The organism is Actinomadura physcomitrii (assembly GCF_008923205.2).
GTDB classification, from domain to species: Bacteria; Actinomycetota; Actinomycetes; order Streptosporangiales; family Streptosporangiaceae; genus Spirillospora; species Spirillospora physcomitrii.
This window is the reverse complement of sequence record NZ_WBMS02000076.1, coordinates 1-20,046: the sequence shown is the minus strand read 5'-3', so window position 1 is coordinate 20,046 and position 20,046 is coordinate 1. Positions and strand designations below refer to the sequence as shown.

Here is a 20,046-nt window from a genome sequence, read left to right as displayed (position 1 = left end):
AGCCGGACAGCCCGCTCCCGAAGCTCTTGAGGGTACTTGCGTGGTGCCGCCATCGCGGTCATTCTCCTCCCTGCCAGCCAAGATCATGACTGGCTTGAAGGACTTCACCGAACCCGGTACAGCTCACTTGAGCTGGTTGAGAGCCTGGGTGCGTGCCTTGATCGCCGAATCCTTGGCGACTTTGAATACCCGCAGCGTCTCGACCGGCCCGTCCGCGCTCTTGGGAACCGCGGTGGCCTCGTCGGCCAAGACGGCGCGTGCGGCGTTCTCTGCATCGATCGCATCGGTCTTGCCGCGACAACGCCGTACTGCGCGGTCCGGACGGTTGACCTCCAGAACCGTGATCTCTGCGGCTTGCAGAGCACGTGCCAGCGCAGATCCGTACGATCCAGTGCCTTCGACCCCGGCTCGCTGGACCACACCGTGCGATCGCGCCCAGGCGGTGATCCGCTCATAGCCGGATGCCGTGGTGGGGAATGAAGCGCGCGCCACGACGCCGCCGGTCAACGTCACCACAGCTGCGTGCGTGTCCTTGTGGGTGTCGACGCCCAGGACGACATCCTCAACCTGGTCCTCGACTTCGGTCTCGGGCATACTGACGGCGGGTCATCTGGCTCCTTGAACGACACCAGGGGTGATGGCCGTCGTCGAGCCGGTAGGGCGGTCAGAACTGTGATGGTGCCTTGTAACGGCAAGGCCCCTATCGGGAAACACCTGCCGGCCCAGCGGCGGCAAACAGCGCCCGGCACGAGGACCGGCAGATCACCCTAAGGGCAGCAAGGCCAGTTGGACCACGGGCCAGGAACCTCGGCCGGACGGCACAAAGAAGATCTTCACAGTTGGACTCCTATGATCGGATGCTCGGTCTTGATCCTTGGCGAGATTTCCGTCGATGGGTGTATCACCGAGGCGCCCGGTGGCGGCCAGGTCGCTGGCCGATCCCCGGTCGAACGGGCAGGCAGGTATGAAACGCTCCAGCAAGGTCAACGAGCCAACCGACGCCCGTGATCCACAATCCGTCCTCGTGACTTTTTGGTCAGTGCGAGGTGCGGCAATAGCACGAATCTTGGTACATCGGTGTCATCAGGTCGAGGCGCGCCGCGTATTCGGGCCGGCCGAGATCTCGGTACGCGCGCGCCCACAACGGCTTGAGGTGAGCGAAGTAGCAGCTCGGGCCGTTGACGAACGTGTCCTTAAGCCCGAGCAACGCGGTTGCCGGTTGCCGGCATCGAGTCAGTGCGCGGCGGCGACCAGCTCTGGCCGCGCAGCCCGTAGGCGTGTACGCCTTGCCTCACCGCCATCCTCCAAGCGATCCTCACCCTGCACCATCACGCCAACTGAGGTTGGAAACACCGTGATCGTGGTGGAGTTCATCGTGTCCGGAGGACCACCTTGGGTGTCCCGCATGTGATCACCTGCCAGGCCTTCGAGGTCTTGTAGTCCTGATTCCGACAAATGGTCAACCGCCAGCCGACCCCGCGGAAAGAGCGGCGCGCTCGGCAGCATCTGGAGACCAATCGGGTGTTCACCGCCGCGGGTGGCACCGTCTCGACGCTTTCAGCGGTCGTTCAGGCCGCGCCATAAGTCTCCGAACCGCCAGACCGGAGGAATGCTCGCCACCCGATCGGCGCGTTAATCACGACCGGACGCCTACGACTCCAATTCTGCCGTGGAGGCCGCGAGACGGCCGACGAACGCGTCTTCGAGAGCCGTGGGCGGTTCGGTGAGGAGGCCGTTGATCATCAAGGCGAACGCCAGGTGCCGTCCGCGGCTGCCGGTGACATAGCCGGAAAGGCAGCTCACTCCGGTGAGAGTTCCGGTCTTGGCGTGTACTCGTCCGGCGGCAGGGCCGCTGCGCATCCTATCGGCGAGGGTGCCGCCCATCATCCGGTCAGGGTTGCCGGACACCGGAAGGGCGTCATACCACGTCCTGAACCATGGCTTGCTCCCGGCAGAGACCAGAAGGCTGGTGATCTGACGCGGTGAAACCGCGTTCAACGACGACAGTCCCGAGCCGTCGCGCAGGCGCAGTCCGTTGACGCCCATGCCGGTCAGGAACTTCGAGACAGCCGCCAGCCCGGCAGGCCAGGTGCCCTGGTGCGATACCTGCTCGCCCATGGCCTTGACGAGGGTCTCGGCCATCGTCGAGTTGCTCCGCTTGAGTAGCGGGACCACAAGCGACGACAAGGGAGGCGATTCGTGCGAAGCGAGTCGATGCGCGCCGGGCGGCGTCGCCCGCCGTGTGATGGATCCGTCGAGCCGGATCCCGTGGCCGGTCAGCGCTTTGCGGAAGAGCGCGGCGGCGTATGCGGTGGGATCCCAGACGCTCACCGGCTTTCTGAGTTGCGGCGCGCCCGCGGCCATCGTGCCGGTGACCACGATCGTGTTGCCGCCGCGCTCGCGCCGCACCACGATGTCCGAAGGGCCCTGCCCGCGGACGACGCGGTTGACCACGGTGAAGAAGTTCCCGGGATCCGCCGCGAGTCGCACCTCGGGGTGTCGTCTTCCGGGATCCACCTCGACCATGACCGAGCCCGCGTCATGGTCGGAGTCGGACGAGACCGTGAGCGCGGAGATCTGGGCCTGCTCATAACTCGATTCATCGCCGACGAGCCAGTCGGACCCGAGCCGCTGATCATCGAACCAGGTGTCGTCGGCGACCAGATTTCCGGTGATCTCTCTGATGCCGGCGGAGGCCAACTGGCCAGCGAGTGCGTCATAGTCCGACTGGCGGATACTCGGGTCGCCCGTCCCCTGGAGATAGAGGTCTCCCTTGATTCTGCGCCCCGGCCGCGCTGTTGCCAGCACCCGGGTGGAGAAACGGTAGTCCGACCCCAATACGTCCAGAGCGGCGGCGGTCGTGAGCAGTTTCTGGTTCGAGCCCGGTACCAGTGCTTTGCCGGCGTCCTTGGTGAACAAGAGCTTTCCCGTTCTGACGTCGCGCACTTCTGCTCCAACATGCGCAACCTTTAGCCGAGGGTCATGCAGTAGAGTACCTAGTTGCGCATGCAGTCGGGCTTGGCCCGTCTCCTTCTCAGTTAGCTGCCACACGGCCGTTGTTCCAGCAGCTCCAGCAACGCTCGCCAGAACGACCATCGTAATGAATGGCTTGCGCCTGCGCAGTGGCGAGATCATTTGCAAGTCGATCCTCCACATGACTTGATCTGGCGGGCCGTTTGCGAGGTTCCGTTCGTGCGCCCAGCCCGCGTGCTTATTGGCTCTGCCGTGACCGTCCAGCCACACAGCGTCGCCGCAACCCGTCAGCCGCTCCCGGCTGCAGCGGGTTCCGTAAGCGACGCGAACTCGTTAGGCGGCTGGAAGCGTTGCCCATCACATCCTCAGCCCCGAGGGCGTCGCGTTCTCCACACGCGCGAAGGCCGTCACCACCCGCAGGCACGGCGCAAGGGAGGACGGCTCGCACGAGCGAGGCAACTTCCACTTCTCCATGGCGGACTGAGTAGGTGCCCGGCGTCGTCGGCTCAGCTGCGTGCCCCCGAACGCCGGCGCCTCGCCGCGGCAGTGCGACCGGGTGACCGTCCCCGACCCCCGGGTCTTGCCATGGCAAAAAGATATCCAGATTCAAGATTGAGATCTCAATGTAATATGCGGCGGACTCCCGGCCCTCGGTACTCCCCGCAGCGAAAAGCCTTCCGATCACGAGTGCGGTGGGTACGCGCGATCGCGCGCCGCAAAGCGCACGCGACGACGTACGCGTCCCTCCTCTCGTTAGCGTCCCGCTCCTTCCCTTGCCCGAGCACGTGCGGCGCGAGGTCGCACAGATGATGGAGCAGCCCGACCCGCGGGAGAATCGCGGGCTCCCCGAGTTGCGAGCGGCGATCGCCGCCGAACTCGGGCGGGAGCACCGTCTGCGCATCGATCCCGAGCGTCTTCTGCTGATCACACACGGAGTGATGCACGGCCACTCCCTCGCGCTTCGCATGGTGCTCACAGCGGGTGACGAGGTGATCGTGCCGACTCCGACCTTCTTCTTCGACGGCGCCATCCGCGAGGCCTGCGTACGTCCCGTCCCGCGAGTGCGGTGAATGGGCTCCTCGACCTCGCCGGGCTGGAGGCCGCGGCCACTCCCCGCAGCCGGGCTGTGTTCCTGTGCACCCCGAACAACCCGACAGGCTGACCGCCCGAAGCCGCGACGATCGCGGCGGTCGTCGACATCGCGGCACGTCACGGCCTCCTGGGAATCTCCGACGACTCGTGGCAGCGCTTCGCCTTCGATGGCCACCGCTACCAGCCGGTGGGGGCCTTCGCTGATCGCTGGCCGCACATCGTCATGGTCATGCGCCTCAGCAAGTGCTACGCGCTCGCGAGCTGGCGAATGGGCTTTGTCCTGGCGCCGCCGCCGGTCATCGACGCGCTCGAGGACCGCTTGCAGTGGGAGGCGGTCTGCTGCGGCGTGGTCCCGCAGAGCGCCGCTGCCGCCGCCCTGACCGGGCTGCGGGACTGCCTCGACAAGGCGCTTCCCATATCAGGCGAAGCGCCACCTCGTGTGCGACGGCATCGCCGCGACCGGCCTCCCCGCGCCCGTGAGACCTGATGCCGGCGCGTCCCCTGCTGGTCGACCGCACCCGCCCCGGGAACACGCCGAGCGACATCTACCGAGTTATCTTGCGCAACGGCATCGCGGCGGTCCGCGATGCCGACATGCACGCCCCCGTCTAAGCACGTCCGCCTCACGTTCGGCTCGGGCGAGCAACTGCTCCGCCGCCTCGCCATGGCCTGCCAGGAGTCCGCGGCGAGCAGGTCATGACACGACGACAGCGAATCCCGCGGGACGAATGAACGCCGAGGTTGCCCGGGAGGCCGTTTCAGGGACAGTAGGTGAGTGGGACCGCCACCCAACCGGTCCCACTTCCGGTCCCTGTTCCCCCGATTCGATGCCTCGCCGGTCGGGGGAACAGGGACATCTGCCCGAGGGCTCTTGAGCCGCAGGCGGCTCACTGGGGCAAGAGATGCGATCGACGTTTCGCCGAGCAGGACAGGAGATGAGGGCCCGGCCAAGGCCGGGCCCTCATTTTCGGATCTCGCGCCGACAGGACCGGGGGTCATGGGCATGTCCGGAGGAACGAGATCCGGACTGGTCGCGGCCCCGGCTTCCGTGGCCGCGTGGAGTACCGTCCTGGAACTTCTGCGGTACGCCACCGTCATTGACCGACCTCTCTCGCCGCGTCCGCGGCCCAAGGGTGGCGGGGGTGATGGCTCGTAGCGAGGAGAAATATCGAGAGATGGCCGTGAGGAACTTGCGCACGCGGCGTTCGGCGGGACCGTTCAAAGAGGACGGAGATGCCTTGGACGGTGGAGTGACCGCGTTGTACCCCGGAGCACGAAGCAACAGGCCCTTGCCGCCCATGCAAGTCCCTCAGAACATCGTCCGGCATCTACAGCAGCGGCGGAAACACTGGTTGTGCTGGCATGGAAACCTAGCCGGGCATTATTAGGCGATGACTCGTAACGGATCGGTGATTCTTGCCGAGGGCGATCCCGGAAGGGGTTCCTTGGCGAGATGAATCGGGTTGACAAGGCGTGCGGAGGCACGCTTTCCGCGCGAGCCTGAACGGTTGAACGGCTATTTTGCCGCAAAAATGAGAAAGTCGAAAGTTTCGCCCTTCGCGGGCGAAGTCGAACGCAAGGAGCTGCCATGCCGACGTGGACGCACTGCCTCGTTCCGGGCGTGTTCTTGTTCGCCTTGGCGTCGACGTACTTCGCCTATCTGTTCCAGTCGCTGGACCGGCGTCCACGCCGTCGAGACGGTCGCCTGGCTGGATCTGCGGACCAGGTGCCGTGGTCGCGCGCGGGTTGGCCGCCGGTGGATCGGGCGCTTGCGTGCTCGCCCGTCGAGCACCGCCCGGGGGGTGAGGCGTGCGCAGACCAGGGCACCCGCCTTGGGAGCGCCGATGATGAGGGGTACGCAGGAGCCGGAGCCCGTAGTCAGGGGTGACCAGGAACCGATGCGAACAGGCGGCGTCGAGCAACGACCGGTCGTCGGAGCATGACGGGGCGAAACTGGCAGTGGTTCTGTGTATCGCCGATAACTCGGTTTGTCCTGCAGTCCGTAGCCGCGTCGCGCATTCGCGCATCCGCAGCCGGCTATTAAACCTTCCTCGCTGAATTGGAACGTGATGCTGTCATTCTCCAGTGGGGCACCAGAGGGCCGCGCCTGTCGGCTCAGCGTGATCGTACCCTTCTACAATGTCGAAGAGTTTCTTGACGACTGCCTCGCCTCCATCGCGAATCAGACGTTCCAGGATCTCGAAGTCATCATGGTCGATGACGGCTCGACCGATCGCAGTGGGGATATCGCCCGCTCGTACGTGAAGCGCGATCCCCGATTCGTCCTGCTGAGCTCGGACAACAAGGGGCCGGGCGCCGCGCGCAATCTCGGCGTCGAGCGCGCCCGAGGGGAGTTGCTCGCGTTCGCCGACGGCGACGACATCGTTGCGCACAATGCCTACGAGTTGCTCGTCCACACCATCGAGGAGTCCGGATCCGACCTGGTATCCGGCGGCGTCCAGCGCCTCGGTCCGGAGGGTGTGCGCGCTTCGGCGCTGCACAGCAGGGCGATCCGTTCAGACCGTACGGGGACGCACATCACCAAGACGCCGCGCCTTCTGTACGACGTCACGATGTGGAACAAGGTGGTCCGTAGATCGTTCTGGGACGCCCACGAGTTCAGGTTTCCGGAAGGTGTGCTGTACGAGGACATCAGACTCGCCGTCCAGCTCCACTGCCTGGCTCGGCGCGTGGACGTCCTAACCGACGTCATCTATTACTGGCGCGAGCGTGGGCAGGGCGACCTGTCGATCACGCAGCGGCGCACCGACATCGGCAACCTCCATGACCGGATCGAGGCGCTGCTGGCCATCGACGAGTTTCTGCGATCCCATGGCTCGCGTCGGCTGCTCCGCAAGCATCAACGCAAAGCACTCGCCAACGACCTGCTCCTGTACTTTCGTGATCTTCCGCGCACCGACGATGCCTACCGCGAGCGGTTCCTCGACCTCGTCAACAGCTACACCTGCCAGGTCAGCGCTCGAGTGATGAGGACGCTCACTTCGCGGGCCAGGCTCAAGTTCCACCTCGCCGAGCGACGATTGATGCCCGAGCTGCTGCAATTCCTGATTTGGGAACGGACCGAGCTGGGCGGCGCGGTTCCCACCGTGAGACGGCGCGGCCGTCTCCTGGCCGACCTGCCGTTTCGCGGCGACTCGCGGCTGAACATTCCCGACCGTGTCTTCCGGCTGTCGTTCCGGGAGACGCTTCCCGTCACCCGGGTCGACTCGGTCGAGTGGCACCAGGGAAAACTGCGCGTCACCGGCCGCAGCTACGTCAAGTTTCGCAGCATCACCAAGCGGCGGCACACGAGCAAACTGCTCGTGCTCATGCCACAACGGCGGCTGAGCCTGCCGGTACTGGTTCAGATGAAATCGGTGTTCGATCCCGAAGCCACCGTACGATCCGGCCAGGAGCGCTACTGCTACGACTGGGGCGGTTTCGAGTGCACGATCGATCCATGGCGCCTCCGGGCGTTCGGCCGGTGGCGGCACGGCGAGTGGAGGTGCATTGTCCTCGTCCGGGGCCGCGGGATGTGGCGTCCGATGTGGCTGCACACGCCTGTCCAGGGCCGGCCCCAGCGCCCCGAACACCGCCTTGGCGACCCGACGACCCGCGTACGCGCCCGATGGAGCGGCCGCAAGCTTGTGATCGACGTTGTACGCCTGGACGCGGCTCTCACCGGTCACCGCATGGACGGTAACGAGCTTGAGGTCACCGGACGGCTGATCGGCTCGGCCGCAGCTCGTAGCGAAAGCCTCCAACTCCTTCTTCGACGCGTGCGCGGCACGGCCACGCTGGAGTTCCCCATCGAGAGACTCACGGACCACGAGTTTCGCGGGCGAGTCGATCTTTCCCGGCTGACCGCGGAGGTGGAACTCGCAGAGCGGCTGGCCGGTACCGAGCGAACCGGAGAGGGCATTCACTGGGAGCTGTTCGTGCTGGTCGGAGCCGACGAGCCGGTGCGCCTCGCCGTCATCGACGGGCTTATCGAGAGCCGATACGCACATGGTGGGCGCGAGTTCGCCGTGCTGGCCACGCGCTACGGCAACGCGCTCCTCACCGAGCGGGCATTCCGGCCGGTCATCGACGAACACGAGTGGACCGCCGACGGCCGGCTCATCCTGCGAGGCACCATCATCGACCCGGCCCGTGAAACCATCGAGACGGTGTTGCTTCGCCATGGTTCGACGGACCGGCACGTGTTCGGCTTCGAGCGAGATGGGGACCGCTTCACGATCGAGATCGCCGTCACGGCGATCGAATCGTACGGCGCCATCACGCCGATCCGCGACGGCGAATGGCGAATCGCTGTGCGCCGGCCAGGTGCCGCCGAGACGGTCCCAGTGACGTACGACCACGCAAGTCTCGCCGCACTGCGGGAGGAGCCGGTCACGTACGGCCCCAAACGCTATCGCTTTATGTGCGCCGACTACGACAATCCCATCGTCGTGGTCGAGCACGACATGGAACCCGCCGAGCGGGGCCGTTTCAACCAGCGTGTACTGCGAGAGGTGACCTACCATCGAATGATGCGCGAACCGCTGCGCGACGCGGTCCTCTTCGTGAGCTGGAAGGGCAAGTCCTGCTCGGACAGCCCTCGCGCCATAGCAGACGAACTGCGACGACGGGGCGATCAGCGCGACCACATCTGGGTCGTGCGCGACGTGGCCACGCCCGCCCCCGACGGCGCGATCGTCGTACGGCAGAACAGCCTCGCCTACTACGCCGCACTCGCGCAGGCCAGGTATGTTGTGTCCAACGACGACATGCCGAAGGACTACGTCAAGCGCGAGGGCCAGAGCTATGTGCAGACCTGGCACGGCACTCCGCTGAAACGCATCGGCTTCGACATAGAACAGGTGCGGTTCGCCAGCGGCGACGCCTACCTGGACCACCTCGCCGCGGACGTGGCCAAATGGGACCTGCTGCTGTCGCCCAACCCGTTCAGCACCGAGGTCCTGGCGCGTGCGTTCCGCTATGACGGTGAGGTGTTGACGAGCGGCTACCCACGCAACGACCTGCTTTTCGCACCCGACACCGCAGAGCGCATTTCGCGAATACGCGAACATCTCGGAATCGCGGCCGACAAGCGGGTGGTGTTGTACGCCCCGACCTGGCGTGACGACCAATTCCACGGTGGCGGCCGGTATCGGTTCAACATGCGCCTCGACGTGGCGCGGGCACGGGAGCAGTTGGGTGACGACCATGTCCTGCTGATCCGCGGGCACCACCTCATGGCCGACGACGTCCACGGGCCTGCCTTGGGCGACTTCGCGATGAACGTCACGAGCTACCCGGAGATCACCGATCTTTACCTGATCAGCGACATCCTGGTGACCGACTACTCCTCAGCCATGTTCGACTTCGCCTGCACACGACGGCCCATCGTCTACTTCACCTACGACCTCGCCGAATACCGCGATCAGCTGCGCGGGTTCTACTTCGACCTGGAAGCCGAGGCGCCGGGCCCGCTGCTCTCGACGTCGGACGAGGTCATCGCGGCGATCCGCGACATCGACACGATCTCCGCCGATTACAAGGCCTCTTACGACGCCTTCGTCGAGCGGTTCTGCGCCTTCGACGACGGCCGGGCCGCGGCTCGCGTCGCCGACCGGCTGGTCTGATGTATCGACGCGGAGACATACATCAACAGATGTAGCCCGGAAGGGGGCAACGACCGTCCGGCAGCGGTGTTGGGGTGGTCGGGACTGATCAGGCGGCATGGCCGAGGCCTGATTCGGGCCTGTGCCCGTCGGCCATGCCCCGTCGGTGGGTTGGTGTGCCCCGGCGCCGGGTCGGCATCGGCGGCTCCCGTGCAAGGTGATGACCGGCCCGGCGCCGGGCGGGGACGGACGGGCCTGTGGGGGGTGGGAGTGTGCCTTACCGGTGTTTGGAGGATCGGTGAGGCGGGACTTCCACCCTGATCGTGGAGACCGGTTGCTTTGCGCGGCGGTCAGCGTAGTTGATCGGTTCTCGTATTCTTGCGCTCGAGACTGGCCGAAGAACACCTCGGCCAAGGCGTTGTCAGCACTGGAGCCGACCGCGCCCATCGACTGGCGTACCCCGGCCGCCGCGCACGCGTCGGCGAACGCAGTTGATGCCTACTGCCCGCCGTGATCGGAGTTGAAGATCACGCCCGGGACCTCGCCGCCGCAGGTCTGCACCGCCGCGTTCAGGGCATCGACGACCAGTTCGGCGCGCATATGCTCGGCCATCGAGCTGCCCACCAGCCGGCGGGTGCCGATGTCGATCACGGTGGCCAGGACCATCCGCCGCCCGGCGACCGGCAGATAGGTCACATCCCGTACCAGCGCTCATCGGCCCGGCCGGCGCTGAAGCCGCGACGCAGCAGGCCCGGCACCGCCGCGGCAGCCGGAGCGGGTACCGTGGCGCGGTAGCGGCGTCGTTGGTGACGGCCGACGATGCCGTGTTCGCGCATCACCTGCTCGACCCGCTCGCGATTGACCACCGTGCCCGCCTCCCGCAGCTTGGCATGGACCCGCGGCGAGCCGTAGACGCCACCCGAAGCGGCATGCACGCCGCGGATCCGTGCGGCCGGCCGCGCATCGTCGGCGACCCGCGCAGCCCGCACCGGAGCCGCACCTCACCAGCGGCAATAGCCCGAACATGACAGGCCCGGCGCTCCATGATCTTCACAGTCGCAGCAGGCAATGCACCCGTCTTGGACGCCGCGATTGCGGAGTTCGGCCGAGCACGGTGCTCCAGTGCTTAGCGCCCTCACCGCCGGTCCCGCCCGACAGCCCAAGCACGTCGCGTTCGACGTGGCCGTTGATGCCCACCGCCACGTAGGTCGGACGGTTGGCCACCTGGCCTTTGCCGATCTTGACATACAGCGCGTCGATCAGCACGACGGGGTAGACGCTGTCGAGCGGCCGGGCCCGCCAGGCTTCCGTCTCCTCGACCGCCTCGTCGGTGACCCGCGAGACCAGGTCACGCGAGACCTCGACCTGGTACATCTCGGCCGGATGGGCGCGGATCTCGCCGGTGGTCAGGCTCTTGGCATACAGCGAGACGATCGCCTCGTCGAACCCCTCGACCCGGCGGGGTACGATCTGCGGCTCGAACACCCCTGCCCGGTCCCGCGGCACCTCGATCCGCACCGGCCCGACCTCGGTCGGCACCGTCTTTGCCGCGCTGCCGCTCCAGCCCCTGGGCCGCCAAGGTCCATGCCGATGCACGAGCCGGCGGCGAAGACCACGCGCACGCCATTCGAATCCTTGCCCGCATGGATCTGCGTGATCTGGCGATGCCGGCTCGACGGCACCCCGTACACCCCCGCCAAGCACGGAGCCGCGGCAGCTCCCAGTGCACCTACGCTGCCTGAGCTTGACACAGGAAGTATCACCACCACGCTCGGCTTCCGCGACCTCAAGGCGGTCAACCCCGTCCGGAATGCTCAACGAAGATCACCAGCCCACCATCGACGCCGGGTTCACCGGCCGGATCGCTGGCCGCGGCGTCGTTGTGCGTTCACCGAACGATGTGCAGCCATAGCAACCGGCGGCCGACGTCCACCGCTTCGATACACAGCGCGGGTACCGCCGTGATCGGGATATGTACTGGTGCAAACCCACGTCCGTCTTGGCAAGGGCGTCCGCCGGTGATCATCGGATCCGCCGTTCATTCGACACTCCTCGGCCACGGCGGCCCTCGGGCCAAGAACGGCCTGGCGCTGGCAGGGCACGGTGTCGAGGCGGTGCGCGATACCATCGCGGCCTCGTTCACCGCCTGGCCCGAGCATCTGCGCCGGTCGCTGATCTGAGACAAGGCGCCGAGATGGTTCAGCACGCGCAGCTGCGCCTCGACACCGGCCAGCGGAACTACTCCACCGACCCGGACCGCTCTGCTCGACGGACCCATCTGGGCCTCGCAGGTCCGGCCGACCTGGACGAGCTGGCCCTGTGGTCTGGGCCGGCTGCGGCCTCCGCCTGACGCTTGGGCCGGGACGGATCGTTCGGCACGGGTTGCCGGTCGTGGCCGTGTCGCGTTGCTATTGACCCTGACGCAGGGGCAATCTCTCACCATGGTCGGCATGACCGCGATGCAGCACTTCAAGATCTTTCATGACGGTGTCACGATCCCGGTGTCCCGCGGCGGGCGGGGACGTCCGCTGGTCCTGTGCCCTGGGCTGAACTCGACCCAGTCCGACCTGCACGAACTGGCCGGGTCGTTGCGGCGTGACCATGACGTGGTGACCTTCGACCTGCGGGGTCACGGTCTCGCCTCGGCCGCCGACCGGTACTCCTTCGAAGCGTTCCTCAGCGATCTGACCGCCGTGATGGGACGACTCGACCTCGACACGGCGCCCGTGCTCGTGGGCTACTCGCTGGGCGCGGACCTGGCCGTGCACTATGCCTGCGAGCATCCTGGCGCCGTGGCCCGGCTTGTTCTCATCGACGGGGCGAACCCGGTGCCCGAACCGTTCATCACCGAAGCCCTCCTGCCGGAGTTTCGCGCGATGTGGGAGGAGATGGCGACGCAGCAGGAGGCTGCGCGGGGCACCGCACGTCAGGTGCTACTCACCGCCCAGGAGATTCTCGACCTGAATCTCGAGATCGATGCCGTCCGGTCCGGGATCCTCGACCGGTACCGGAAGATCGACCGACCCATCAGCATGATCATGTCGACTTCGATGGCCGGCGACAGCGGCGAAGGGCACGCGCCGCGGTTCAATCGCAACTGGCGTGCCGGCGTCGAGCGCCTTGTCCGCGAGCAGCCGCACATCGCCACAACCTGGCTCGACGCCGACCACACACTGGTCTTCACCCACGCGCCACAAATCGGAGAGATCATCCGGAACACATCCGGCCCAGCCGAACGGGCCGGGTCCTGGAACACCCCGTAGAATACTGGTCCGATGCTGACCATCGGCGAGCTGGCGTCGTACGCCGGAGTCACCGTGCGCGCGGTGCGGCACTATCACGCCAAGGGACTGCTGCCTGAGCCCGAACGGGATCACTCCGGCTACCGTAGATACGACGCCGGCGCCGCGATCGAACTGATCAAGATCCGGACACTCGCCCAAGCCGGCGTGCCGCTGGCGCGGGTGCGGGAGCTGCTGCAGGCCGACGAGGAGGAGTTCGCCGCGGCGGTCGCGGACATCGATGAGCGGCTGCGAGCCGAGATCCGGCAGCGTCAGTGTCACCGGAAGCAGATCGCCCGGCTCGCCGCCGGGGACCAGCTGGCGCTGCCACCGGAGGTGGTCGAATATCTCGACCGATTGCGGGCACTCGGCGTCGATGAGCGGATGGTTCATGCCGAACGCGACGGCTGGATCCTGTTGGCCGCGCACTCGCCCGAGCGAGTCACCGAGTGGATAGCCCGCAAACGCGAGCAGATCGCCGACCCGCAGCTCATCGACTTCTACCGGACCATTGGCCAAGCTCTTGACCAGCCGCCCGACGATCCACGGCTGGTCGAGCTGGCCGACGAACTAGCCGCCTACATCACACGGATGGCCGAGGAACAGGGCGAATACTACGTCGACGACGCCGACATCGAGCCACCGCTGGTCAAGCTGATGGACACACTGGCGTTCGACACCGTGCCGCCGGGCCGTCAACTGATCAAGCTGCTCAAGAAGCGAGGCTGGACCGGCTGGACCAAGCTAGAGCGCGTGGCCCCCACGGATCCGCCTTCCTGACAACAGAGGAAAGGCCCCGCCGACGGACATAGGGTTGCCAGGCGACGTGCTTGCACGCCCTCAGCGTCCGGTGGCTATTCCAGCGCCGCCACCCTGATCTGTCACCACCGACCAACCACATGAGATGTGCGCGCTGGCCGCAGCCGCCGGCGAAAGGCTCTGGAGGAACCCGGCGCCGTACGGACGCCGGTCAGCAAGGCCGGCTACCGGGTAGCCGCAGCTATCCTTCCGGGGTACGAGCGTGGGTCCTCGCACCGCGCGGTGACCGCCGAGACCACGACCGCACCGGCCGAACACCCTGCCCCGACATTCGCCAGCACGGTAGGCGCCGAGCCGATGCGGCGTGACACGTATGTGATGACCGCGATGACGATCAGGCGCGGGCGGCTGCGATCGCGGCGGAGATCACGACCACGGCGGCGGCAGCGGCGAAGGCCGCATGGTAGCCCCCCAGAGACAACGCGGTGTTCCCTCCGCCGATCGCGACCAGCACCGCCGGCCCGATGCCGCTGCCGATCTGGAGGGCGGTGGATGTCACCGCTGAGGCCGTGGCGCGCGCGGACTCCGGGACGTCCCGCAAGCCGGTGGCCATAAGAGCGGGGAACGCCATGCCCTGGCCGATACCGGTGATGACCAGCCCTGCGAGGATCGGCCACCAGTACCGGCTGTGCTCGCCGGTGAGGCACCAAAGGCCGACACCGCCGCCGGTGAGGAGCAGGCCGGTGGTGAGAATCGTTCGCAACCCGAAGCGGGGAATCAGCCGTCCCACGAGCGCCGCCGTGCCCGCGACCGTGATGCTGACCGGCAGTATGCCCAGGCCCGAGGCGGCCGCCGTCATGCCACGGACATTCTGCAGGTAGAGCGGGACGAAGAACAGCGACCCCGTGACACAGAAATAGAACGCGACCGCACCACCGGCCGCCAGCCGGACTGAACCGAGCCGCAGCAATGCCCGGTCGAGCAGGACGGGTCGCCCATCACGGCCCCTCCACCACCACAGTGCCGCGAAGCTGACCGCCACCGCCAGCACAGGCACCGCCGTAGCCGAGGCCTGCGTAGCCAGGTCTCCACCAAGGACAAGCAGCGCGATCGACGCGGTCAGAAAACCCGCCCCGAGTACATCCACACGTCCGGGCCGTTCGACGCGGGCGGATGGCACCAGCTGGACGGCTCCAACGGCGGCGAACGCGATGGACGCCTGCACGCCGAATACCCAGCGCCATCCGCCTGTGCTCGTCAGGACTCCGCCGAGCACAAGTCCCAATCCATAGGCGGCGGCTTGGGCCGAAGAAAAGATCCCAAGCGCCCACGTCCGCGCGGTACCCGCCGGATACACGTCGGTGACCAACGCTGTGGCAGCGGGCAGCGTGATTGCGGCACCCGCTCCCTGCACGACACGTCCCGCCGCGACCATCCAGAACGCCGGGGCCGTCAGGGACACCACCGCTCCCGCCGCCAGCACCAGGAGCCCGAAGACCAGAACCCGGCGACGCGGGAATCGATCCGCCAGCGCGCCACCACCGAGGAGCAGTCCGGCGAACGCGAGAGCGTACCCGGTGACGGCCCAGGACAGGCTCTGCGCGGAAACGGAGAACTGCCGACCGATCGCGGGTAGGGCGCTGTTGATGACGGCCACGCCTCCGGCGTCCAACCCGGCCGCAAGACTGAGAGCCGCCAACGGGAGGGGAAGTGCGTTGGCTGGTGGGGCGGGGGTTTTTGTGATCATGACGCCAGCCTTCTGCCGACGCGTCCAGGTAACCAGACACCGCTGAGGGGAGGCCCTCGCAGGGCCACCCTCCAATGGGGCGCTTCCAACGGCGAGCATCGATACTGGTCCTCATGACCGCACGTGGCTTGCCGGAGCTGGCGCACTTCCTTCGGACGCGGCGCGCACGGTTGTCTCCGGAGGGCGCCGGACTCAGCCCCACCGGCGTCCGGCGGCTCCCGGGCCTTCGCCGGTCCGAGGTGGCGACGCTCGCAGGTATCAGTCCCGAGTACTACACCCGCCTTGAACAGGGCCGGCAGCGCCGCCCTTCGCCCGAGATCGTGGATGCCCTGGCCGCCGCTCTCCGCCTCGACCGGGACGAACACCGTCACCTTCGGCGTCTCGCTGAGCGTCCGTCCCCCTCGGCACCGTCCTCTGGTATGCCGGCCGTTCCGGAGACGACGCGGCTGCTGCTGCGGTCCGTCCAGCCGTGGCCGGCGTACGTCGTCAGTCCGCTGCGGGACGTCCTGGCATGGAACGACGCGGCCGCGTGGCTCCTCACTGACTTCTCAGAACTGCCTGCCGGGCGGCGCAATCTGGCCTGGTTCACGTTCTGCGACCCTCGCGCCCAAGACCTCTTCGTGGACTGGGAGGCGGTCGCAGCGGGGAACGCCCACCGCCTCCGCGACACCCTCGCGGCAGACGGTCATAACGGACGCGGCAGCGAACTGGTCAACACCCTCGCCGCCCAGAGCCCAGCATTCGCCGACAACTGGGAACGCCACGACGTGCGGGGGCCGAACACCGGCCGCAAGAAGCTCATGCATCCGGAAGCGGGGCCGCTCACCCTCGAGTACGCCAATTACCTCCAGCCAGGACCGGACCGCCTGGAACTGGTCGTGATGACCGCCCCCGAGGACTCTGCGACGCACCGCGCCCTGATGCGTCAGCTGCGACGCTCGATGTGATCATCCGGCCGCTCTTCCTCCGGTTTCCAAATGATGGCCGGGCCTTTCCGGTGGAATGACCTCGGCCCAGATGTCATAGATGGACCCTTCGAACCCTGGGGGAGCAGAGGCCTCTCTTTCCAGCGCTCGGACGACTTTTATAATGCGATACCTTGTACCCCGAGGGAGGAGAAGCTCCCGCTCGTGGGGGAAGTCAACCTGGCGGCCAAGCCAGATCCCTTGCGCTCCTTCCGGCAAGCGCAGATGCAGAAGAAATGAATGAATGCCAGCTTTTGTTCCCGGCGTAACTCCCAATGAACTCGACATGGGTCCCGGGGAGGTCTGCACCGTACCTTCAAGAATCTGCGGGTTCCGATCACCGAGCCGAACCCCTTGGCCATCCACCATCCATTTAACATCATCCAGCCCTCGAATCGCCTCAATCGGCTCCGGAAGTAAATGACGCGTGGCTTCATCAAGGTGCTCGACATAACGAAGGAAGGCGTCAATAGTTCCTCCACCGAACAGGAACTCCATTTTAGCGCATTCGCAATCCAGATCTTCCACCAAGCACAGAAAGGCCGAGGGATTTTCGGAGTCAAGAATGGATTGAATGAGTCGCCTATCATAATCGGTCAGCCCACTCGGTCTACTAGACAACTCTTCCAATTTTGCTATGGACGGCATTTCGCCATCATTTAGCGCAGTCAGCCATTTCACTTGCCGATGCCCAAACTGCAAATCGTCAAACCATTGCACCATCCTTCCCGGATCCCTTACATAATCACGTATCATCAAGCCGTACTTATGGTTTGACGCATATCGGTACACCGCATCGCGCACCTGCGAGGGCAGGTCACGGAACACGTGCCCCAGCCGACTCTCACCGTATGCTTCGCCTTCGGCATCGCTCAGGAACTGCTTGAAATTCTCTGGTCCGGTATGCGGCTCATGGGCTGAAGCGGTGCGGGCAGACGCAGCATCATCCGGTGTACCGAGCTCTGCATCGGAGGAATGGTCATGCGATGAACCACCGGCGCCCGGTTCAGCAACGCTGGCCTGCCCGCTGCGCGCACCCGCATTCTCGAGTCCTTCTGCCGGGTCCGCAGTTTTGGTGCCGGCGTCAGTGAAAGGGTCAGATTCGTCCCGGACGTAATGGCTGCGCGGGTCCGAATGCGGGTGGCCGACCGCGTCGGTGTCGCCTCTGCCTTGCCATTCTGCGGTGCGAGGCTCAGGCGTTCGACCCGATGCCGGCGGCTGCGTCTCGGGTGGCTTGTCGCCCGCTGGAGCGCCGGCTTCCTCACCAGGCGACCAAGGAGCGACCTGGTCACCGGACGGGGCGGCTGCCTCGCCGGGTTCGACCTCGTCCTGATGAAGCGGCCTCGGCTTGGTCGGATCAGCGGTTTCGAGTTCGCCGCCAGGAAGAGGACCGCCTTCTTGAGGCGCATCTCCCAATACTTCCGAGCCAGGACGTGCCTCGGAAGCAGCGGGATGGCCCGGCGACGCCTCCGATCCGCCGGACGAGGCCTCGCCCCTGGTTCCTGCCGCGGAGCGGTCGTCCTCATACCAGCCGTAGTGCAAGCGTGGGTCCACACGTTCGGGACGGACTGCATCGGAGGTGGTCTCGCTCAGCGACTCGCCATACTGGTCCCGCATGCGCGTCTCAGGCGAAGGGTCGGATGCAGGACGTTGCACCTCAGGTGGCTTGGCATTCCCTGAGCGCGGTGGCTCATCACCATGGGGAACGTGCGCGACCGCGTCTGATGGCTCAGGGGCCGGCACCCGCGGAGTTTCCGCCGCCGGGCGCTCGGCCGCAACACGTCTCCCGACGATATCCGGCGGCGAATGAACGGCCGGTTCATCTTGGGAAGGCATGGCTGAGCTTGGGCGACCGGTCTCCGGCATGCCAGGCGGTTGGCCGGGTTTCGTGCCAACGGATCGGCCTAGCGGTACGTCCGGTGGAACCAGGTCAGGGGCCGGAGGGGCCGGTTCAACGGACGCCCCCGCTGCCGAGGTGGACGGAACAGGCCCGGTGGCCGAACCCGGAATCATCGGAGCAGTATCGCGAGCAGCGGCCCTGGGGGCCGATGGGCGAGGCTCCACGTGCGGAAGCGACGGAGACGATCCCGAGAATCGAGTGTCGACGTTGAAGTGACGGTCGATTACCCGGCCGACGGCCAACGCGAGCGGACGCGGACTCTCCGCCAACCGATACTCGCAAAATGCCTCGGCTATCAGTTCATGCGCGTTTGAGCTCCCGATTTCACTCAAGGCCCTTTTAATTCTCATACCCTGGAGCGGCCCGAAGCCACCCTTAGTGAGAGGATGGAAAAATCGCGTTGCAACCAATGAACGGTAGCTTCTAAGCGGGCCACTCGACCATTCAAGAAGCCGAAAAGAAGATTGGGACCCCAGCGCCTCACCTATCACACTTTCCAGTTCGGCGACTATCTGCGGTTGTTCACGAGCCAGCCCGAATATGATGTGACCGAGCTCATGAGTCCCAATTCCCACTACATTGACAGTGGGTAGGACATGGAAATTTTCTATCGACTGTTCTGCGATCGGCGCCTTCAGAACGTTGGGGTTGAAATAGATACGCCCCCGTTCTCCTGGAAAGGCAGCGGCCAGTCGATCGTCACCTGGCGGAAACTCACGCGTGCCGATGAATTCCAGTCGCTTAGCAACACCTGGATATTCGGTGACCAAGGGTTTCAGAATCCGCTCATTGATATCATGTTGCGCGCGCGGATGAATTGGCTCTGTTGCGAAGTCGACCACTGGGGCATTCGCACCGAGCCGATCGAAGATCTCACGTCCGCGCGCTTGCAACTCCTGCGCCGACGGGAGGGCTCCATCCTCTCTTGCACCACCAACACCGCGAACGTCTCCTGTGCCTGCCGTAGCGGAATCGGTGTGGGACGTCTGGGGTTGGGCGGCGGTACGCGGAGACTGGGCGAGTTGTTCCGGCGTCCGGCCTGTGGCCGGGGGCGTTGCTTCAGACGCCTTTGTTGGTTGTTCGCTGCCAGGGTGGCCGGGTTTGGGGTTTTCGCCTTCTGGGCGGCTTGTCGTGGTTCTGGGGGGCCGCTCCATCGCGTGCGGGACGCCGGAGTCACGGCCACTGACGTAGGCCGCGCTCTCCGGTGGCGGCGGGGCGCCGCGCTCGTGCGCGGCCTGGGAAGGGCCGTTCGCAGAAGGGTTGTGCGTGGACGGGCCGGGTCCGAGGGTTTCGCGCGGTCCGGCGGTCATACGTGCGGGGGGCTGGCCGGTGCCGGGGCCATTCCCCATGGGGAGTCCGGACGCGGCTCTCGGAGCGTCCGAGGCTGCACTGATCGGGGATACCGCCGCTTCAGGTGGCGAGTGCGCGTCCACGGCCTTGGGTCGGCCGACGTGGCCGACGGCGACGGGTTGCGGCTCGTGGCGGAGGGGAGGTTGATGGATGAAGGTGCGGGGGATGTCGCCTCCGTCGGTCGGGAGGGCGGCTGGTGGTGGCCCGGGTGTGGTGGGTTGGGCCTGCACCGCTGGTCCTGGGGGTCCTCCTGCCGCGGTAGGTGCGGCAGCGGCGGCTGAAGCTGAGGCGGCAGCGGGGTTTGCTTTGAGTGCGTCGGCCAGGTCGCGGACGTTGATCCGTGCGAGCCTGTCGGCGGCGCCGGCGGCGTTGT

Annotated in this window: 15 protein-coding genes and 3 pseudogenes; 11 read left to right on the top strand and 7 right to left on the bottom strand. The window is 66.2% G+C overall.

The features are described from left to right. Positions 1–123: 123 nt before the first annotated feature. Complete coding sequence (locus F8568_RS45465) at positions 124–594, bottom strand: IS110 family transposase (RefSeq protein WP_151600404.1); 471 nt, start codon at positions 592–594, stop codon at positions 124–126. Positions 595–839: 245 nt separating this feature from the next. Here F8568_RS45465 and F8568_RS49255 point away from each other — a divergent pair. Continuing rightward, positions 840–954, top strand: a pseudogene (locus F8568_RS49255) (IS5/IS1182 family transposase); the annotation flags it as partial. A gap of 696 nt (positions 955–1,650) precedes the next feature. On the opposite strand, the gene dacB reads toward F8568_RS49255, so the two are convergent. Further along, on the bottom strand, positions 1,651–3,096 hold the full coding sequence (gene dacB, locus F8568_RS45460; RefSeq protein ID WP_236010151.1) for a D-alanyl-D-alanine carboxypeptidase/D-alanyl-D-alanine endopeptidase: 1,446 nt from the start codon (positions 3,094–3,096) through the stop codon (positions 1,651–1,653). Positions 3,097–3,746: 650 nt separating this feature from the next. Between dacB and F8568_RS47490 the strand changes: the two genes are divergently transcribed. The 4 genes from F8568_RS47490 (at position 3,747) to F8568_RS45450 (ending at position 9,692) form a co-directional block, all read left to right on the top strand. After that, the gene (locus tag F8568_RS47490; protein WP_202126139.1) at positions 3,747–4,043 is read left to right on the top strand and encodes an aminotransferase class I/II-fold pyridoxal phosphate-dependent enzyme; all 297 of its coding nucleotides are present in this window, start codon (positions 3,747–3,749) and stop codon (positions 4,041–4,043) included. A gap of 110 nt (positions 4,044–4,153) precedes the next feature. Next, positions 4,154–4,552, top strand: a complete 399-nt coding sequence (locus F8568_RS47485; protein ID WP_328601322.1) for an aminotransferase class I/II-fold pyridoxal phosphate-dependent enzyme — start codon at positions 4,154–4,156, stop codon at positions 4,550–4,552. Beyond that, complete coding sequence (locus tag F8568_RS50085) at positions 4,552–4,677, top strand: hypothetical protein (RefSeq protein WP_268896552.1); 126 nt, start codon at positions 4,552–4,554, stop codon at positions 4,675–4,677. The genes F8568_RS47485 and F8568_RS50085 overlap by 1 nt, the downstream gene beginning before the upstream one ends. Before the next feature lie 1,508 nt (positions 4,678–6,185). Continuing rightward, positions 6,186–9,692 carry a bifunctional glycosyltransferase/CDP-glycerol:glycerophosphate glycerophosphotransferase gene (locus tag F8568_RS45450; protein ID WP_160574021.1) on the top strand — a complete coding sequence of 1,169 codons (3,507 nt, stop codon included), beginning with the start codon at positions 6,186–6,188 and terminating at the stop codon, positions 9,690–9,692. Between the two features lie 477 nt (positions 9,693–10,169). Here the strand turns inward: F8568_RS45450 and F8568_RS45445 are convergent, their stop codons facing one another. The 3 genes and pseudogenes from F8568_RS45445 to F8568_RS49250 all read right to left on the bottom strand — a co-directional run. Continuing rightward, positions 10,170–10,367, bottom strand: a complete 198-nt coding sequence (locus F8568_RS45445; protein ID WP_151600401.1) for a DDE-type integrase/transposase/recombinase — start codon at positions 10,365–10,367, stop codon at positions 10,170–10,172. Next, positions 10,364–10,660: an IS3 family transposase gene (locus F8568_RS45440; protein WP_151600400.1), complete on the bottom strand. Its 297-nt coding sequence runs from the start codon at positions 10,658–10,660 to the stop codon at positions 10,364–10,366. Before F8568_RS45440 ends, F8568_RS45445 begins: the two co-directional genes overlap by 4 nt. A 66-nt stretch (positions 10,661–10,726) precedes the next feature. Further along, a pseudogene (locus F8568_RS49250) lies at positions 10,727–11,231 on the bottom strand (IS256 family transposase); the annotation flags it as partial. A gap of 458 nt (positions 11,232–11,689) precedes the next feature. Here F8568_RS49250 and F8568_RS45430 point away from each other — a divergent pair. From F8568_RS45430 to F8568_RS45415, 4 genes are all read left to right on the top strand, one after another. Continuing rightward, complete coding sequence (locus F8568_RS45430; RefSeq protein ID WP_160574020.1) at positions 11,690–11,851, top strand: hypothetical protein; 162 nt, start codon at positions 11,690–11,692, stop codon at positions 11,849–11,851. Between the two features lie 14 nt (positions 11,852–11,865). Beyond that, positions 11,866–12,021 carry a hypothetical protein gene (locus tag F8568_RS45425; protein WP_160574019.1) on the top strand — a complete coding sequence of 52 codons (156 nt, stop codon included), beginning with the start codon at positions 11,866–11,868 and terminating at the stop codon, positions 12,019–12,021. Between the two features lie 100 nt (positions 12,022–12,121). Beyond that, positions 12,122–12,934: an alpha/beta fold hydrolase gene (locus F8568_RS45420; protein WP_236010147.1), complete on the top strand. Its 813-nt coding sequence runs from the start codon at positions 12,122–12,124 to the stop codon at positions 12,932–12,934. 12 nt (positions 12,935–12,946) lie between these two features. Beyond that, positions 12,947–13,732: a MerR family transcriptional regulator gene (locus tag F8568_RS45415; protein ID WP_151600398.1), complete on the top strand. Its 786-nt coding sequence runs from the start codon at positions 12,947–12,949 to the stop codon at positions 13,730–13,732. A 373-nt stretch (positions 13,733–14,105) separates the two neighbouring features. Here the strand turns inward: F8568_RS45415 and F8568_RS45410 are convergent, their stop codons facing one another. Further along, positions 14,106–15,458, bottom strand: a complete 1,353-nt coding sequence (locus F8568_RS45410; RefSeq protein WP_236010146.1) for an MFS transporter — start codon at positions 15,456–15,458, stop codon at positions 14,106–14,108. Positions 15,459–15,532: 74 nt separating this feature from the next. Here F8568_RS45410 and F8568_RS51435 point away from each other — a divergent pair. Further along, positions 15,533–15,820, top strand: a pseudogene (locus F8568_RS51435) (helix-turn-helix domain-containing protein); the annotation flags it as partial. Between the two features lie 57 nt (positions 15,821–15,877). Continuing rightward, the gene (locus F8568_RS49245) at positions 15,878–16,405 is read left to right on the top strand and encodes an MmyB family transcriptional regulator (protein ID WP_236010145.1); all 528 of its coding nucleotides are present in this window, start codon (positions 15,878–15,880) and stop codon (positions 16,403–16,405) included. On the opposite strand, the gene F8568_RS45400 is transcribed toward F8568_RS49245, so the two are convergent. Next, positions 16,406–18,040 (bottom strand): ADP-ribosyltransferase, encoded by a 1,635-nt coding sequence (locus tag F8568_RS45400; protein WP_160574016.1) that lies wholly within the window; start codon positions 18,038–18,040, stop codon positions 16,406–16,408. Between the last annotated feature and the right edge of the window lie 2,006 nt (positions 18,041–20,046).

What these genes read in the sequence shown, in the direction of transcription:
- F8568_RS45465 (WP_151600404.1), bottom strand. Translation starts at nt 594, where the DNA reads ATGCCCGAGACCGAAGTCGAGGACCAGGTTGAGGATGTCGTCCTGGGC.
- dacB (WP_236010151.1), bottom strand. Translation starts at nt 3,096, where the DNA reads ATGGTCGTTCTGGCGAGCGTTGCTGGAGCTGCTGGAACAACGGCCGTG.
- F8568_RS50085 (WP_268896552.1), top strand. Translation starts at nt 4,552, where the DNA reads ATGCCGGCGCGTCCCCTGCTGGTCGACCGCACCCGCCCCGGGAACACG.
- F8568_RS45425 (WP_160574019.1), top strand. Translation starts at nt 11,866, where the DNA reads ATGGTTCAGCACGCGCAGCTGCGCCTCGACACCGGCCAGCGGAACTAC.
- F8568_RS45420 (WP_236010147.1), top strand. Translation starts at nt 12,122, where the DNA reads ATGACCGCGATGCAGCACTTCAAGATCTTTCATGACGGTGTCACGATC.
- F8568_RS45415 (WP_151600398.1), top strand. Translation starts at nt 12,947, where the DNA reads ATGCTGACCATCGGCGAGCTGGCGTCGTACGCCGGAGTCACCGTGCGC.
- F8568_RS45410 (WP_236010146.1), bottom strand. Translation starts at nt 15,458, where the DNA reads ATGATCACAAAAACCCCCGCCCCACCAGCCAACGCACTTCCCCTCCCG.
- F8568_RS49245 (WP_236010145.1), top strand. Translation starts at nt 15,878, where the DNA reads ATGCCGGCCGTTCCGGAGACGACGCGGCTGCTGCTGCGGTCCGTCCAG.
- F8568_RS45400 (WP_160574016.1), bottom strand. Translation starts at nt 18,040, where the DNA reads ATGCGGGACCAGTATGGCGAGTCGCTGAGCGAGACCACCTCCGATGCA.